The organism is Microbacterium psychrotolerans, from assembly GCF_031085295.1.
In the GTDB taxonomy this organism is placed as follows: Bacteria; Actinomycetota; Actinomycetes; order Actinomycetales; family Microbacteriaceae; genus Microbacterium; species Microbacterium psychrotolerans.
On the sequence record NZ_JAVFWO010000002.1, the window covers coordinates 918,584 to 934,861 of the forward strand.

Annotated in this window: 17 protein-coding genes; 1 reads left to right on the forward strand and 16 read right to left on the reverse strand. The window is 71.1% G+C overall.

Annotated features, from left to right (window positions below):
- Window position 1: 1 nt before the first annotated feature.
- From cmk to Q9R08_RS09175, 16 genes are all read right to left on the reverse strand, one after another.
- Window positions 2-766: a (d)CMP kinase gene (gene cmk, locus Q9R08_RS09100; RefSeq protein WP_308867647.1), complete on the reverse strand. Its 765-nt coding sequence runs from the start codon at window positions 764-766 to the stop codon at window positions 2-4.
- A complete protein-coding gene (locus Q9R08_RS09105) occupies window positions 759-1,901 on the reverse strand; it encodes a prephenate dehydrogenase (RefSeq protein WP_418001333.1) in 1,143 nt (380 codons plus the stop codon). The genes cmk and Q9R08_RS09105 overlap by 8 nt, the downstream gene beginning before the upstream one ends.
- 34 nt (window positions 1,902-1,935) lie before the next feature.
- On the reverse strand, window positions 1,936-2,769 hold the full coding sequence (locus tag Q9R08_RS09110; RefSeq protein ID WP_308867648.1) for a pseudouridine synthase: 834 nt from the start codon (window positions 2,767-2,769) through the stop codon (window positions 1,936-1,938).
- Window positions 2,766-3,431 (reverse strand): SMC-Scp complex subunit ScpB, encoded by a 666-nt coding sequence (scpB, locus tag Q9R08_RS09115; protein WP_308867649.1) that lies wholly within the window; start codon window positions 3,429-3,431, stop codon window positions 2,766-2,768. Before scpB ends, Q9R08_RS09110 begins: the two co-directional genes overlap by 4 nt.
- Window positions 3,421-4,215, reverse strand: coding sequence for a segregation and condensation protein A (locus Q9R08_RS09120; protein WP_308867699.1), 795 nt, complete (start codon window positions 4,213-4,215; stop codon window positions 3,421-3,423). Before Q9R08_RS09120 ends, scpB begins: the two co-directional genes overlap by 11 nt.
- 148 nt (window positions 4,216-4,363) lie before the next feature.
- On the reverse strand, window positions 4,364-5,254 hold the full coding sequence (locus Q9R08_RS09125; protein WP_308867650.1) for a ParA family protein: 891 nt from the start codon (window positions 5,252-5,254) through the stop codon (window positions 4,364-4,366).
- 128 nt (window positions 5,255-5,382) lie between these two features.
- Window positions 5,383-5,901, reverse strand: a complete 519-nt coding sequence (locus Q9R08_RS09130; protein WP_308867651.1) for a septum formation family protein — start codon at window positions 5,899-5,901, stop codon at window positions 5,383-5,385.
- 87 nt (window positions 5,902-5,988) lie between these two features.
- A complete protein-coding gene (gene xerD / locus Q9R08_RS09135; protein ID WP_308867653.1) occupies window positions 5,989-6,939 on the reverse strand; it encodes a site-specific tyrosine recombinase XerD in 951 nt (316 codons plus the stop codon).
- A 17-nt stretch (window positions 6,940-6,956) separates the two neighbouring features.
- Window positions 6,957-7,610, reverse strand: coding sequence for an NUDIX domain-containing protein (locus Q9R08_RS09140; protein ID WP_308867654.1), 654 nt, complete (start codon window positions 7,608-7,610; stop codon window positions 6,957-6,959).
- On the reverse strand, window positions 7,591-9,306 hold the full coding sequence (locus tag Q9R08_RS09145) for a CTP synthase (RefSeq protein WP_308867700.1): 1,716 nt from the start codon (window positions 9,304-9,306) through the stop codon (window positions 7,591-7,593). Before Q9R08_RS09145 ends, Q9R08_RS09140 begins: the two co-directional genes overlap by 20 nt.
- Before the next feature lie 17 nt (window positions 9,307-9,323).
- Entirely contained in the window at window positions 9,324-11,015 is a 1,692-nt protein-coding gene (gene recN, locus Q9R08_RS09150; RefSeq protein WP_308867655.1) for a DNA repair protein RecN, read from the reverse strand.
- Entirely contained in the window at window positions 11,012-12,001 is a 990-nt protein-coding gene (locus tag Q9R08_RS09155; protein ID WP_308867656.1) for an NAD kinase, read from the reverse strand. Before Q9R08_RS09155 ends, recN begins: the two co-directional genes overlap by 4 nt.
- Window positions 11,998-12,798 (reverse strand): TlyA family RNA methyltransferase, encoded by an 801-nt coding sequence (locus Q9R08_RS09160; RefSeq protein ID WP_308867657.1) that lies wholly within the window; start codon window positions 12,796-12,798, stop codon window positions 11,998-12,000. Before Q9R08_RS09160 ends, Q9R08_RS09155 begins: the two co-directional genes overlap by 4 nt.
- On the reverse strand, window positions 12,795-12,953 hold the full coding sequence (locus Q9R08_RS09165) for a hypothetical protein (RefSeq protein WP_308867658.1): 159 nt from the start codon (window positions 12,951-12,953) through the stop codon (window positions 12,795-12,797). The genes Q9R08_RS09160 and Q9R08_RS09165 overlap by 4 nt, the downstream gene beginning before the upstream one ends.
- A 58-nt stretch (window positions 12,954-13,011) precedes the next feature.
- On the reverse strand, window positions 13,012-14,049 hold the full coding sequence (locus Q9R08_RS09170; protein WP_308867659.1) for an HAD-IIA family hydrolase: 1,038 nt from the start codon (window positions 14,047-14,049) through the stop codon (window positions 13,012-13,014).
- Entirely contained in the window at window positions 14,049-15,086 is a 1,038-nt protein-coding gene (locus Q9R08_RS09175; RefSeq protein ID WP_308867660.1) for a tetratricopeptide repeat protein, read from the reverse strand. The genes Q9R08_RS09170 and Q9R08_RS09175 overlap by 1 nt, the downstream gene beginning before the upstream one ends.
- Window positions 15,087-15,299: 213 nt before the next feature.
- Between Q9R08_RS09175 and Q9R08_RS09180 the strand changes: the two genes are divergently transcribed.
- A partial coding sequence (locus tag Q9R08_RS09180) for a hypothetical protein (protein WP_308867661.1) occupies window positions 15,300-16,278 on the forward strand: 979 nt, incomplete at its 3' end.

Consider the following 16,278-nt stretch of genomic DNA (forward strand, 5'->3'; position numbering starts at 1 on the left):
CTCAGGCTCCTGTCTGCAGTGGGTCGACCGCGGGGGTGCCCTGGATCATCGGGGCCGGCTGCGCGGCCCGGATCACGCCGAGCACGGCGTCCACGGTCTGGTCGAAATCGAGGTGGGTCGAGTCGACGACGTCGACGCCGGGTGCGGCGGTGAGGAAGTCGACGACGGCCGAGTCCGAGGCGTCGCGCCGGTGGAGTGCGGCGGCGACGGCTGCGGCATCCTGAGTCGTCACCTCGGCACTCCGACGAGCCGCGCGCACCTCGGGTGCGGCGGTGAGGAGGATGCGCACGGGGGCGTCGGGCGCGACGACCGTGGTGATGTCGCGGCCTTCGACGACGACACCGGGACGCCCGGAGTCTGCCACCAGCGCGCGGAACATCCGGTTGACGGACTCGCGCACCGCCGGCACACGGGCGACGCCGCTCACGGCGTCCGACACCCGGGGCTCGCGGATCGCCTCGGTCACGTCGGCCGCGCCGACACGCACCCAGTACGCATCGGGATCGAGCGAGATCGCGTAGTCGAAATCGCCGGTGACGTCGAGGACGGATGCCGCATCCGACGTGTCGATGCCACGCTCGAGGGCGTGCCACGCCAGTGCGCGGTACGCAGCGCCGGTGTCGAGGTACCCGTAGCCGAGACGGCGGGCCACCTGCTTCGACACGCTCGACTTGCCGCTGCCGGCCGGCCCGTCGATGGCGACGACCACGACGTCGGCTCCGCCGGAGCCGCCCTCGGTCGTGGCGGATGTCGAGGGGTCAGTCATTGGTGGTGCTCGCAATCTTCCAGCCGCGTGACTCGAGGCCGTCGACGGCCCGGCGCACGGCGCTCGGGACGACGCTGATCTCGGCGAGGCCGAACTGGGCGCCCGGCGAGTGCTCGAGGCGCAGGTCTTCCACGTTCACGCCGAGCTCCCCGAGCTCGCCGAACAGGCGGCCGAGCTGGCCGGGGGTGTCGTCGACCATGACGACGACCTGCTCGAAGCGGCGGTTCTGGCCGTGCTTGCCGGGCAGGCGCTCGACGCCGTCGTTGCCGCGGCGGATCGTGTCGGCGACGGCGCGCCGCGAGCCGGGGGCGTCGGGGGCGCGCAGCGCGTCGGCGACGGCCGTCAGGTCGGCTGCCAGCAGGTCCAGCACGTCCACGACGGGCGCCGCGTTCGCGCCGAGGATCTGCACCCACAGCTCGGGGGCGGATGCCGCGATGCGGGTGGTGTCGCGGACGCCCTGGCCCGCGAGGCGCAGCGACCCGTCGGGGGCGTCGACGAAGCGACCGGCCAGAAGGCTGGCGATCAGCTGCGGCACGTGCGAGACGAGCGCGACGGCGCGGTCGTGGTCTTCGGGACTCATCTCGAGCGGCGTGGCGCCGAGATCGAGCGCCAGGCCCTCCACCAGAGCGAGGTCGGCCGACGGCGTCTCCTCGTCGCGGCACACCACCCACGGCCGTCCGACGAAGATATCGGCGCGGGCAGAGATCGCTCCCCCGCGCTCGCGTCCGGCGAGCGGGTGCGAGCCGATGTAGTGCGTGAGGTCGACGCCGCGTTCGCGGAGCGTGCGGAGAGGCTCGAGCTTGACGCTCGCGACATCCGTCACGACCGCGCGCGGGTAGCGCGCGAGCTCGCGCTGGATGACGTCAGCGGTGACGTCCGGCGGCACCGCGACCACGACGAGGGACGGATCGTCGGAGTCGGTGGCGTGCCGACCGGCCCCGTAGTCGACAGCGAGGCGCAGCTGCGACGGCGAGGTGTCGTCGAGTGCCACGTCGACGCCCCGGGCGGTCAGCGCGTGACCGATGCTGGCGCCGAGAAGGCCTGCGCCGACGATCCGCACCGTGCCCTGCACGCGCGGGGCGAGCGCGGACTCTGCGGCGCGCTCGCGCGCCGAGGTCGGCCTCGTGTCGGTCACTTGCGTCTCCTGTTCGCCCCGCAGGGAGGGATCTTCACTCCGCGGACGGATCGCCATCGCGGGTATCGGGCGCGTCCTCCGCCGGCGTGGAAGAAGTCGCACTGCGCGCGAGAGTCAGCAGAGCGCCCCGCTCCACTTTAGTCAACTCGCGGGCGCGCCCGGCTGGCAGGGTTCCCAGGTGGAGCGGCCCGAACTGCCGGCGGACCAGCTCGACCACCGGATGCCCGACGGCCGCCATCATGCGGCGCACGATCCGGTTGCGCCCCGAGTGGAGGGTGAGCTCCACGAGCGACCCGCCGCCTTCGGCTGACGACGACAGCAGACGGGCCTTGTCGGCAGCGATCGGGCCGTCCTCGAGCTCGACGCCGCGGACGAGCTTCTGGATTGTCTGCGGCGTCACCCGGCCGTCCACCTTGGCGATGTACACCTTGGTGACGCCGAACGAGGGGTGGGCCAGCACGTGCGCCAGCTCGCCGTCGTTCGTCAGGACGAGCAGACCGCTGGTCTCGGCATCCAATCGGCCCACGTTGTAGAGCCGCTCGTCCCAGTCCTTCGTGAAGCGGCGCAGGTCGGGACGGCCGCGGTCGTCCTTCATCGAGCTCACGACGCCGGTGGGCTTGTTGAGCATGACGTAGCGCTTGGACTGGTCGAGCTGCACAGCGGTGCCGTCGACGTCCACCAGGTCGTTCTCCGGATCGATGCGCGAGCCGAGTTCGGTGACGACCTCGCCGTTGACGCGGACGCGGCCCGCGACGATGAGGTCCTCCGCGACCCGTCGCGACGCGACCCCGGCGTTCGCCAGCACCTTCTGCAGGCGCACGCCCTCGGTGGATTCCGCGCCCGGGCCCTGTGCTGCTCCGCCGGTCATCGACGTATCCCTTCGTCCAGGCTGTCGCCGACTTCGTCCGCGCCGTCCAGCAGCGGTGAGATGTGCGGCAGTTCGTCCAGTGAGTTGATGCCGAGGTGCACGAGCAGCGCGTCGGTCGTGCCGTAGTTGATGGCGCCGGTCTCGGCATCCGCGAACAGCTCGGTGATGAGCCCGCGCGCGAGGAGCGTCCGCACGACCGAGTCCACGTTCACCGCGCGGATCGACGCGACCTGGCTGCGGGTGACCGGCTGCTTGTAGGCGATGACGGCGAGCGTCTCGAGCGCGGCCTGCGACAGCCGCGACGGCGCCTGGCCGCCGACGAACTCGCTGACGAGGTCGTCGAGCTCCTCGCGGACGTACAGGCGCCAGCCGCCGCCGACCTCGCGCAGTTCGAAGCCGCGCACCGGGCCGCCCGCCTTGCCGTCGTAGTCGTCGACGAGCGTCTCGATCGCCTGCCGTACCGCGGGCACGGGGGCGCCGACGGCGGCGGCAAGGCTCACCAGGCTCTGCGGCTCCTCGACGATCAGCAGGATCGCCTCGAGCCGTCGCGCGACGTCGGTCGTCGCCACGGCGGGGTGTGCGCCATCGCCGGCCGGGCGTGCGCCCTCGGCGGCCGGGCTCCCGCCTGCGGTCGCGGAGCTTGTCGTTGCGTCATCGGTCATAGTCGGCTCCCAAGCTGGCGAGGTTCTCGTCGCTCCAGCGCTGCGCGCTCCAGCGGAGCGTCAGCTCGCCGAGCGGCTCGAGCTGTTCGAAGGACAGGGCGGCGTGGCGATACAGCTCCAGCACCGACAGGAATCGCGCCACGACGACACCCGGCTGCCCGACCCCCGCGATGAGCTCGCGGAAGGTCAGGGACCCGGCATCCCGCAGCAGCGTCACCACGATCGCGGCCTGCTCGCGGATGCTGACCAGTGGCGCATGCAGATGGTCGAAGCCGATGCGCGGGATCTCCTTCGGGGTCATCGCCAGCAGCGCGAGGGCCGCGAAGTCGTCGGGGCTCAGCGACCAGACCAGCTCAGGAACGGCCTGCCGGTACTTCTCGTCGAGCCGCACCGACCGCGTGTGGCGCACCCCCTCACGGCGAAGGCAGCGCTCGAACCACGCGGAGACCTCCTTGAACGCGCGGTACTGCAGCAGTCGCGCGAAGAGTAGATCGCGCGCCTCGAGCAGGGCGACGGACTCGGCATCCACCAGCTCCCCCTGCGGCAGCAGCCCGGCGACCTTCATGTCGAGGAGGGTCGCGGCGACGACAAGGAATTCGGACGCCTCGTCTAGGTCCTCGTCGGGGCCCAGATCGCGCAGGTACGCGATGAACTCGTTCGTCACGAGCGACAGCGACACCTCGGTGATGTCGAGCTCGTGCTTCGAGATCAGCGTGAGCAGCAGGTCGAACGGTCCGTCGAAGTTGGCCAGCGCGACGCGGAATCCCTGCCCGGCATCGACCATCGCCTCGGTCGCCGGCGAGGAGTCCTCGACAGCGGGCGACGAGGAGTCCTCGACAGCGGGCGACGAGGAGTCCTCGACAGCGGGCGACGCGGAATCTTCGAGCGGGGGCGCGGCGCCCTCGCCGTTCGCGGATGAGCCTGTCGAGGCCTCAGGCGACAGCGCCACGGGCGACCAGCTCTCGCGCCAGCCGCAGGTAGGCCTGCGCGGCAGCGTGCTCCGGCGCGAATTCGGTGATCGGCATGCCCGAGACCGAGGCATCCGGGAACTTGACCGTACGGCCGATGACCGTCTCGAGGACGTCGTCGCCGAACGCGTCGACCACGCGCTCGAGCACCTCGCGCGAGTGCAGGGTGCGTGCGTCGTACATCGTCGCGAGCACGCCGTCGAGGGTGATCGTCGGGTTGAGGCGGTCCCGCACCTTGTCGATCGTCTCGATCAGCATCGCGACGCCGCGCAGGGCGAAGAACTCGCACTCGAGCGGGATCACCACGCCGTGGCTGGCGGTGAGCGCGTTGACGGTCAGCAGGCCCAGCGATGGTTGGCAGTCGATGAGCACGACGTCGTAGTCGGCGGACACCTTGCGCAGCGCGCGCGACAGCGTCTGCTCACGCGCGACCTCGTTGACGAGGTGGACCTCGGCGGCCGACAGGTCGATGTTCGCCGGGATGACGTCGAGGTTCTCGACGCGCGAGTGGACGATGACGTCGTGCGGGTCGCGCTTGCCGTCGAGCAGCAGGTCGTAGATCGTCGGGATCTCGTGCGTCTGGATGCCGAGACCGGCCGACAGCGCACCCTGCGGGTCGAAGTCGACCGCGAGCACCTTGCGGCCGTAGTTCGCCAGCGCGGCGGCGAGGTTGATGGTGGTCGTCGTCTTGCCGACGCCGCCCTTCTGGTTGCAGAGGGCGATGATACGAGCAGGACCGTGGCCGTCGAGCTTCGGCGGAGTGGGGAAGCCCTGGTAGGGACGCCCGGTAGGCCCGATGGGAACCTCGGACTCCGAGGCCTTCCCCGATCTGGTCTTCGCCGTGCTGTCAGCCACCGTGCTCCCGCTTCCTCGTGCTCGCTCGATCCTAGTGGCCCCTAGGCGAATCCTTCAGCAAAGCGCCGCGGCAGCGGGACATGCGCGCGTCATGGCGCCCGCGTCGAGCGCGGGCGCCATGACGTCGATCAGCGCGCGGCGCCGGCGAGGGTGCCGGTCAGCTTCGCACCCGACGGATCCCACGCGATGCACAGCACCTCGCGGTCGCCGTTCTCCCACGACCCGCTCGTCGGGTACATCGGCCAGTAGTCGAGCGTGGACGACTCGTACGCCAGGCCGATGAACGTCGCGAACTCCGCCACGCAGGTGGTGTCGGCATCCGCGATGATGGCATCCTCGCCCGGGAACTCGCCGTCGGCCAGCGAGTACGAGTAGTACACCTCGTCGTCGTGCGGCTCGTCGCACGGAACGACGGGCACGTCGCTCACCTCTTCGGTCGTGTCCATGTCCGCGGTGTTGAGGCAGTCGCCGACGCGGATGGCGAACACGTCCGCGTTGTCCACCTGCTCGGTCACCTCGCCGGTCTCGGCGTCGCGGACCGGCTGCGACGACGGCAGGAACTGGTCGATGATCGAGCAGCCGCTGAGCGAGACCGCCGCCGCCACGACGACGGCAGCCAGCGAGATGCGGGCACGTCTGTTGTTCATTCGATCCCCCCGGAGATCGTTGGTCCGCCCGGGTGGCGGATCCCCAATCGCACAGTCTGGCCGACTTTCGAACTCCGTGAGAAATCCTTAACGTGCCCGCGGATGCGACGTGGCGTAGACGTCGCGCAGCGCGTCGACCGACACGTACGTGTAGATCTGCGTCGTCGCCACGGAGGCATGCCCGAGGAGCTCCTGTACGACCCGCACGTCGGCGCCGCCCTGCAGCAGGTGGGTGGCGAACGAGTGCCTCAGGGTGTGCGGCGAGACGTGCGCGGTGAGGTGGGCGCGCTCGGCCGCGGACTGGATGATCAGCCACGCGCTCTGGCGCGACAGCGGAGCGCCGCGCGCCCCGAGGAACAGCTTCGGCGTCGCCCGCCCGCGGAGCGACAGCTCGGGACGCGAGCGGGTGAGATAGGCGTCCACCGCGGCCCGCGCATACGAGCCCACCGGCACGATCCGCTCCTTCGAGCCCTTGCCGCGCACGCGGAGCACATCCCCGTGCGCGACGTCGTCGACGTCGAGCTGCACGATCTCGGATACCCGGGCCCCGGTCGCGTAGAGCAGCTCCAGGAGCGCGCGATCCCGCGTCGCGAGCAGGTCGCCCGGCGCTCCGCCCGCGGTGCCCGCCACGTCGGCGTCGGTCGACGGCGCGGGGCCGGACGCATCCAGCAGCGACTCGACCTGCTCGATGGTGAGCGCCTTCGGAAGCCGTCGCGCCTGTTTCGGCGGCCGCAGGTTCATCGACGGATCGGCCGGCTCGATGCCCTCGCGCGCGAGGAAGCGGTGCAGCCCCCGCACCGACGACTGCAGGCGCGCCAGCGACGATGCCGCGATCGGCGGCTGCCCGGCCGCCCTGTCGGCGACGAAGCTGGCCAGCGTCACCGAGGTGACCGCGGCCGTGTCATCGATGCCCTGCTCCCGCAGCCACTCCGCATAGCCGGCGAGATCACGCCGGTACGCCGCGACCGTGTTCTCCGACAGTCCGCGCTCGATCGCGACATGACGCAGGTAGGCGTCGACGGCGAGATCGATCCTCATGTCAGGTCGTCTTCATATCAGGCGCCCGAGGACTCCTTCGCGCCGCGCAGCCGCTCCGCGGCTGCCAGCACGCCGACAGTGAGGATGCCGTTGCGGAGCCGTCCGGCGAAGATGCCGGCGACGGCATCGGCGAGCGGCACCCATTCGAGGCGGATGTCGGCCTCCTCGTCCGTGCGCGCGTGCACGTCATCGGCGGGCATGAGGTCGCGGGCGAGGAACAGATGGACGATCTCGTCGTTCCCGCCGGGTGTGGTGAAGATGCTCACCAGCGGCTCCCAGGAGAAGGCGACCAGGTCAGCCTCCTCCGCGAGTTCGCGGCGGGCCGTCTCGAGCGGCGACTCCCCTGCGATATCGAGCAGTCCCGCCGGGATCTCCCAGTCGCGCAGGCGGATCGGATGCCGGTACTGCTGGATCAGCAGCACCCGCCCATCCTCGTCCACCGCGACGACGGCGGCCGCCCCCGGATGGTCGACGTATTGGCGCACGATCTGGCCGTCACCATAGGCGACGGTGTCGCTGCGCACATCCCACACGCGACCCTCGTAGACCAGCTCGCTCTCGAGGATCGCTGCGTCGACGGGCTCGTCCGCGAGAAGCGCCGGCCCGGGCGTCGCGGGAGCGCCGGGCTGCGGCGCGCGCTCGTCCGTCACGTCACCGTCCCGCGAGCTCATCGAACGGCTCGACCTCGAAGAGCTCGCTGGCGCGGTGGCGCTCGAGCGCCGCGCCGACCAGTCCACGGAACAGCGGGTTCGCGTCGGTGGGGCGCGAGCGCAGCTCGGGGTGCGCCTGGGTCGCGATGTAGTACGGGTGGACGTCACGCGGCAGCTCGACGTACTCGACGAGGTTGAGGTCGGGGTTGATGCCCGAGAACACGAGCCCCGCCTCCGCGATCCGGTCGCGGTAGCGGTTGTTGACCTCGTAGCGGTGGCGGTGGCGCTCCGAGGCGCGGGTCGCGCCGTACACCTCGGCCGCGATGGAGCCCTCGGTGAGGTCGGCCGGGTAGAGACCGAGGCGCATCGTGCCGCCGAGGTCGCCGTGGTCGAGGATGTCGACCTGCTCCTCCATCGTCGCGATCACGGGGTGCTCGGTGTCGGGATCGAACTCGCTCGACGACGCATCGGCGATGCCGGCGACGTGACGCGCGTACTCGATGACGATGCACTGCAGGCCGAGGCAGATGCCGAGGGTCGGGATGCCCTGCTCGCGCGCGAACTTCAGCGCTCCGATCTTGCCTTCGATGCCGCGGATGCCGAACCCGCCCGGGATCACGATGCCGTCGAGCGGCGCGAGAGCCTTCGCGGCACCCTCGGGCGTCTCGCACTCGTCGGACGGGATCCAGCGGATGTTGACGTGCGTCTCCTGCGCGAACCCGCCGGCCTTGAGCGCCTCGGTCACCGAGAGGTAAGCGTCCGGCAGGTCGATGTACTTGCCGACCAGGCCGATCGTGACCTCGTGCTTCGGGTTGTGCACGGCGCTCAGCACGCGCTGCCAGCGCGACCAGTCGACGTCGGCGGCCTTCGACAGGCCGAGAGTCCGGACGATGTACTCGTCGAGGCCCTGCTCGTTCAGCATCGACGGGATGTCGTAGATGCTCGGCACGTCGACCGCGTTCACGACGGCACCCTCGTCGACGTCGCACATCAGCGCGATCTTGCGCTTGTTGGACTCCGTGACGGGGCGGTCGCTGCGCAACACGAGCGCGTCGGGCTGGATGCCGATGGAGCGCAGCGCCGCGACCGAGTGCTGGGTGGGCTTGGTCTTCTGCTCGCCCGACGCGCCCATGAACGGCACGAGCGACACGTGCACGAAGAAGACGTTGTTGCGGCCGAGCTCATGACGGATCTGGCGGGCCGACTCGATGAACGGCTGCGACTCGATGTCGCCGACGGTGCCGCCGATCTCGGTGATGATGACGTCGGGCTTCGGCGTCTCGTCGGCCTGCAGGCGCATGCGGCGCTTGATCTCGTCGGTGATGTGCGGGATCACCTGCACGGTGTCGCCGAGGTACTCGCCGCGGCGCTCCTTCGCGATCACCTGCGAGTAGATCTGGCCCGTCGTGACGTTGGCTGCCTGGCTCAGCTCGATGTCGAGGAAGCGCTCGTAGTGACCGATGTCGAGATCGGTCTCGGCGCCGTCGTCGGTCACGAAGACCTCGCCGTGCTGGAACGGGTTCATCGTGCCCGGATCCACGTTCAGGTACGGGTCGAGCTTCTGCATCACGACGTGCAGACCGCGCGCCGTGAGGAGGTTCCCGAGGCTCGCGGCGGTGAGGCCTTTGCCCAAAGAGGAAACGACACCACCCGTCACGAAGATGTGCTTGGTGGTGTCGTTCGAACTGTCGCCGCGGGAAGAACCAGAAGTCTGCATCACGGGCTTTTATCCTATCAGTCGACTTCGGTGCGCAAGCTCAGCAACTCGCGGGCATGGGTCAGCGCGGCATCCGAGTCGGGCATGCCCGACAGCAGGCGGGCCATCTCGGCCTCGCGATCGGCTCCTTCGAGACGACGGACATCGGATGCCGTCACCGAGCCGTCGTTCGCCTTCACGACGGTCAGGTGGTTGGCGGCGAACGCGGCGACCTGTGCGAGATGGGTGACGGCGATCACCTGCGAGGACTCCGACAGGCGGGCGAGCCGCCGGCCCACCTCGATCGCCGCGGCGCCGCCGATGCCGGCATCCACCTCGTCGAAGACGAAGGTCGGCACCGGGTCGACGGCGGCGATGACGACCTCGATCGCGAGCATGACGCGGCTGAGCTCTCCCCCGCTCGCGCCGCGCGAGACCGCGCGCGGCTCGGCACCCGGGTGCGGGGCGAGCAGGATCGCGACGTCGTCGCGCCCCGACGCCGTCTCGGCGCCGGCGGTGACCGCGACCTCGAGGCGGGCATCGGGCATCGCAAGGGCACGCAGCTCGGCCGTGACGGCGGAGCCCAGGCGCGCGGCCGCTTCGGTCCTGGCGGCGGTGAGCACGGCGGCGGCCTCGTCGAGAGCGGCGGCCGCGGCATCCCGCTCCTCGGTCAGCCGTTCGATCCGATCGGAGTCGTCGTCCAGCTCCGCCAGACGCGACGAGCCGGTGTCGAGCAGGTCGATCGCGGCGTCGAGCGTGCCGTGGGCCCGCACGAGCCCTGCCAGCACCGCGCGACGCTCCTCGACGGCGGCGAGCTCGTGCGGACCCGACTCGTCGAGGTCGGCGAGATAGCCGGCGAGTGCGGCGGCGACGTCGGCGACGCGATACCCGAGGTCGGCGAGCTGGCCGGCGAGCTCTTCGAGCACCGGATCGTGCACGCGCTCGAGGACTCGACGGGACTCGGCCAGCAGCGTGGCGGCGTCAGGCTCGTCACCCTCGCCCGACAGGCCGTCGTGGGCGGTCGCAGCGGCGACGCGCAGCTCCTCGGCGTTCGCCAGCCGCTCGGCGCGCGCAGCGAGCTCGGTGTCCTCACCGGGCTGCGGAGCCGCCTGCTCGATCTCGGACAGCTGGGCCCGCAGGTCTTCGGCCTCGCGCGCACGCATGTCGCGATCGTCGGTGAGCTGCGACAGCTCGCGATCGATCGCACGCCAATGCTCGAACGACCGCCGGTACGCGTCTCGCGCGGTGTGGACGGCCTCGCCGCCGAACCTGTCGAGCGCGTCGCGCTGCGCCGCCGCCGAGCGCAGGCGCAGCTGGTCGGACTGGCCGTGCACCACCACGAGCTCGTCGGCGAGGTCGGCGAGCACACCGGCCGGCGCGGCGCGCCCGCCGACGGAGGCCCGGCCACGGCCCTCGCTCGAGATCGAGCGGCCGATGTAGAGCTCGGCGCGGCCGCCGCCGATGGGCTCGACGTCGCCGCCCGCCTCGCGCACGCGCGCGGCGACGGGCCCGTCCTCGGGCACGATCCATACACCGTCGACGGTCGCCTGCGAGGCGCCGGCGCGCACGGCGCCGGAGTCGGCGCGCTGGCCGAGCAGCAGGCCCAGGCCGGTGACGACCATCGTCTTGCCCGCGCCGGTCTCGCCAGTGATCGCCGTGAAGCCCGCGCCGATGGGCAGCGTCGCCTCGGCGATCACGCCGAGGTCGCGCAGGCGCATCTCCTCGATCACGGCGCCACCTCGGCTGAGACGGGCAGCACGCCGGTGATCGCCGCCGGGCCGCGCCAGCCCTCGACCGGAAGGCGGAACTTGCGCACGAGGCGATCGGTGAACTGCGCGGGGTGCAGGCGCGCCAGGCGCACCGGACGCTCGGACCGACGCACCACCACGCGGGCGCCCGGTGGCAGGTCGTGCGACCGGCGCCCATCGCACCACAGGATGCCCGTGCCGTTCGTGCGCTCGAGCACCTCGATCGCTACAGAGTGCTCCGGGCCCACCACGAGCGGCTTCGCGAAGAGCGCGTGCGCCGACAGTGGCACCACGGCGATCGCCTCGACGGTCGGCCAGATGACCGGGCCGCCGGCGGAGAAGTTGTAGGCGGTCGACCCGGTGGGGGTCGACACGACCATGCCGTCGCAGCCGAACGTCGACAGCGGCCGCCCGTCGATCTCGACCACGACCTCGAGCATGCGCTCGCGGCTCGCCTTCTCGACCGTCGCCTCGTTGAGCGCCCAGGTCTCGTAGATCACTGAGTCGACCGTGTCCTTCACCCGCACCTGCAGCGCCATGCGCTCTTCGACCTCGTACTCGCGGGCGATGACGCGGCGGACGGCCTCGTCCATGTCGTCGCGCTCGGTCTCGGCGAGGAAGCCGACGTGGCCCATGTTGATGCCCAGCACCGGCGCGCGTCCGTCTCGCACCAGCTCGGCGGCGCGCAGGATGGTGCCGTCGCCGCCCAGCACGATCGCGAGCTCGACCTCGCCGACCGGCACATCGCGTCCGAGCAGCGCCACATCGCCGAGCGTGGAACCTGCGGCCAGCAGCTCCTCCGCGTCGTCGGGGGCGAACACCGGCCGGGCACCCGCCGCGCGCAGTGCGTCGACGACCCGCTCAGCGGCAGTGACGGTCTCGGCGCGATGCGCGTGCGCCACGACCAGGATGCTGCGCTCGGCCTGCGCGTGATCCTGCGTGTCGTGCGGTGCGTCGGCGTTGTTCATCGGCTCCCCGCCAGTCGGTTCACAGTGCCTGACCATTCTGTCGGATTGCTCCCCCGCCCCGGCGCGAGGTGGGCTATGAACTCGGAATTGCCGTGCGTGCCCGCTATCGGGGAGGAGACGATGCCGCACGTGCCGAGTCCCGCATCCCATGCCGACCAGAGGACCCGCGCGACGGCGTCGGCACGCAGCACCGGGTTGGTGACGAGGCCGCCCTTCACCGCGGTGCGCCCCACCTCGAACTGAGGCTTCACGAGCAGCACGAGATCGGCATCGGATGCCGCCACCGCCACCGCCGCCGGCAGCACGTGGGACAGCGAGATGAAGGACAGGTCGCCGGTGATCACCGACGGCGCCGCCGCGACGCCGCTCGCCTCGGCGAGCGATTCGGGCGTCATGTAGCGGACGTTGAACCCTTCGATCGAGACGACGCCGGGGTCGTCGGCGACGGACGGGGCGAGCTGTCCGTGTCCGACATCGACCGCGATGACGGGCTCGGCGCCGCGTTCGCGGAGCACCTGGGTGAACCCGCCAGTGGAAGCGCCCATGTCGAGCGCCACACGGCCGCGGACGTCGACGGCGAACGCGTCCAGCCCGGCGATCAGCTTGTGAGCGGCGCGGCTGACGTAGTGATCGGCGCCGGCGACCTCGATCAGGCTGTCGTCGCGCACGGGCGTCGAGGCCTTCACCACGGGGCGTCCGTCGACGGTCACCAGCCCCTCGGCGATCAGCGTCGCGGCATGCGTGCGCGAGCGCGCGAGACCGCGGGCGGCGAGAGCGGCGTCGAGCCGGCTCGTCATGACGGGGAGCCGGGCGTCGCCTCGAGGCGGCGCGCGAGCGTGTCATGCAGCGTGTCGTACGCGTCGGCGCGCGTGGCCAGGGGCTGCGCCTCGATCACCTCGAGGGTCGACAGGAGGTCGCCGGTCTCGTCGTCGTGCGGGCTGGCCTGGTCCATGCCCCCAGAATACGGGGGCACCGGGACAGTCGACCGGATTCGGCGCGGCGGTAGCCGGTCAGGGCCGGTGGAACGGGTCGGCGTACAGCCGCTCGGGCACGCGGAATCCGAAGATCGCACGACCGGTCGACCAGATGGCCGCGGCGCCCGCTCGCACCAGGTCGACCGCGCGGTCCCCCTCGCTGAGGATGCGGATGTCGGCACCGTCGATCGCCACGCGCGCACCGCGGACGGTGGCGACGCCGTCCTTCACGTGCACTTCGGGGTACGGCTCGTGAAGCTCGCGAAGATCGCCGAGGATGTAGGTCGGACGCGAGCTCTCCGGCGCCGCCAGCACGTGCTTGGGCCTGTCCACCCCCGTCAGCACGAGCGCCGACGCGATGCCCGCACGGTTCGCGCCGAGGATGTCGGTGTCCAGCCGGTCGCCCAGGAAGAGCGGATGCCGCGCTTCGAAGCGCGCGACGGCCTCCTGGAAGATGGGCGTCTCGGGCTTGCCCGCCACGGTCGCGAGCCGGCCCACCGCCGTGTGCACCGCGGACACGAGCGTGCCGTTGCCCGGGGCGATGCCGCGTGACTGCGGGATCGTCCAGTCGGTGTTGGTGGCGACCCAGGGGATGCCACCCTCCTCCTCGGGCGTCTTGAGAGCGAACGCCGCTTCGGCGAGCTGCGTCCACCCGACCTCGGGCGCGAACCCCTGCACGACCGCCGCCGGGGCCTCGTCGGCGCTCCGCGTGACCACGAAGCCGGCCTTCTCCACCTCGACCACGAGACCGTCGCCGCCGACCACGAGCACGGTCGACCCGGGCGCGATCCTCTCAGCGAGCAGCCGCATCGCGGCCTGCGGGCTGGTGACGACATCCCGTGCGACGGTCGGCAGCCCGAGCTCGCTCAGGTGCGCCGCCACCGATGCATCGGTGCGCGCCGCGTTGTTCGTGATGTAGGCCAGGGACCGGCCGTCCCGCGCACGATTCAGACTCTCGACCGCGTGCGGCAGCGCTCCTGCGCCGGCGTAGACGACCCCATCGAGGTCGGCGAGCACGACATCGACGCCGTCGAGCGGGGCGGGCGTGGCCGCCCGCCTCCCGAAGAGCGCCATCAGCGCCCGGCCTCGTCGGTGTCTGCGTCCGCCTCCGCCTCCGCATCCGCGCCTGCAGCAGCTTCGGGCTGCGGCTCGTCCACGCCGGCCTCCTCGAGGATCTCGGCGACCTCGTCAGCCACCGAGAGCTCCTCCTGCGGGCTCAGCTGCGGCTCGTCCTCGGGCTCGTCCTCGGTGTCGGGCTCGTCCTCAGCCCCGACCTCTACCTCGTCGAACGACGCGTCCTCATCCTCGTCCTCAGGTGCGGACCCGCCCTCGGCGTCGACCTCGTCGAACGACGCGTCCTCATCCTCATCCTCTAGTGCGGACCCGCCCTCGGCGTCGACCTCGTCATCGGCGCCGACCTCGTCGAAAGACGCGTCCTCATCCTCGGCTTCGTCGCGATCCGCGACCTCGTCGTAGGACTCGTCCTCTTCGTCTTCCTCGAGGACCTCCTCGACGAGGACCGTCTCCAGATCGCCGAGACCGGTCGCCGCATCGATCGCCTCTCCGGCGACGACGGCACGTCGGTGCCACTGCGCGGCCTCGTCGGTGCGTCCGAGCTCTTCGAGCACGGCGGCTCGTGCGGCGAACAGGCCAGGGCTCCATTCAAAGGCGCGATCGGGGTCGAGCTCGGGGATGTCGAGTTCCTGGAGAGCGCGCTCGGGCTCGCCGAGGTCGAGACGGGCGCCCGACATCGCGATGGCAAGCTCGACGCGGACGGGAGTGTCCAGCGTGGCACGGTCGACGGAGCGGCCGACCTCGAGGGCACGATCGGCGCGCCCGACGCCGCGCTCGCTGTCGACCATGAGCGCGATCTGGTCGTCGCGGCCCGAGATGCGTCGGTAGGTGCGCAGCTCGCGCAGCGCGAGAGCGAAGTCACCGGTCGCGTAGGCGGTGATGGCGAGCGTCTCGCGGACGACCGCGATACGCCCGGCACGACGGGATGCCGACAGTGCATGCTGGTGCGCCAGCTCGGGATCCTCGTCGATGAGCTCCGACGCCATCGCCAGGTGGCGCGCGACCTCGTCGGCGTTCTCCTTGCTCAGTGTCTTCAACTCGTTGCGCGCGGCCGGCGGCAGGTCACGCGCCGTGACGTCATCGGGGATGAACGGGTCGTCGTGCCGTGCACGGACCGGGCGGATCTCTCCCTCGCGAACCTCACGGTCAGGGCGGTTCGCCCCGCCGCGCGTCGGGCGCGCGCTGCGCTCGTACGGCTTGCGGTCTCCTCCGTCACGCGGCGGGTACGAACGATCACTGTCGCGAGGAGCATGGGTGCGGTCGCCGTCGCGCTTCTGGTACGGCTTACGCTCCCCACCACCGCGGGGCGGGTACGAACGCTCGCCGTCGCGAGGAGCATAGGTGCGGTCGCCGTCGCGCTTCTGGTACGGCTTACGGTCTCCCCCATCGCGGGGCGTGTAAGGACGCTCGCCGTCACGAGGAGCGTAGCTGCGGTCGCCGTCGCGCTTCTGGTATGGCTTACGGTCACCGCCGTCGCGGGGCGTATAAGGCCGGTCGCCGTCGCGCTTCTGGTACGGCTTACGGTCACCGCCATCACGGGGCGTGTAAGGTCGGTCACCCTCACGCTTCTGGTACGGCTTACGCTCCCCACCACCACGAGGCGGATAGGACCGCTCACCGTCACGAGGAGCATAGGTGCGGTCGCCGTCGCGCTTCTGGTACGGCTTGCGGTCACCGTCCCGGGCTGCGTACGGACGGTCACCTTCTCGCTTCTGATACGGCTTCCGGTCGCCGTCGCGGGAAGCGTAGGGCCGATCGCCGTCCCGCTTCTGATAAGGCTTGCGGTCCCCGCCGTCACGCGGCGGGTACGAACGATCACTGTCGCGAGGCGCGTAGCTGCGGTCGCCGACACGCTTCTGGTACGGCTTGCGATCCCCACCGTCGCGCGGGGCGTAGGAACGCTCACCGTCGCGAGGCGCGTAGGGACGATCGCCCTCACGCTTCTGATACGGCTTGCGGTCTCCGCCGTCACGAGGCGTGTAGGAACGGTCACCGTCACGCTTCTGATACGGCTTGCGATCGCCTTCGCGGGCAGCGTACGGGCGATCACTCTCGCGCTTCTGATACGGCTTCCGATCGCTGTCGCGCTTCTGGTACGGCTTGCGGTCGGCTCGTGCCGGCGGCTGCTTCCCGTCGGATCGTTCGCTCGGCGCGCGTCTGTCGTCGCGCGGCTCCTGCTCTGCCATTCTTCGATCCTCCTGGATGCGGTCTACGTCGGCAATCCACCCT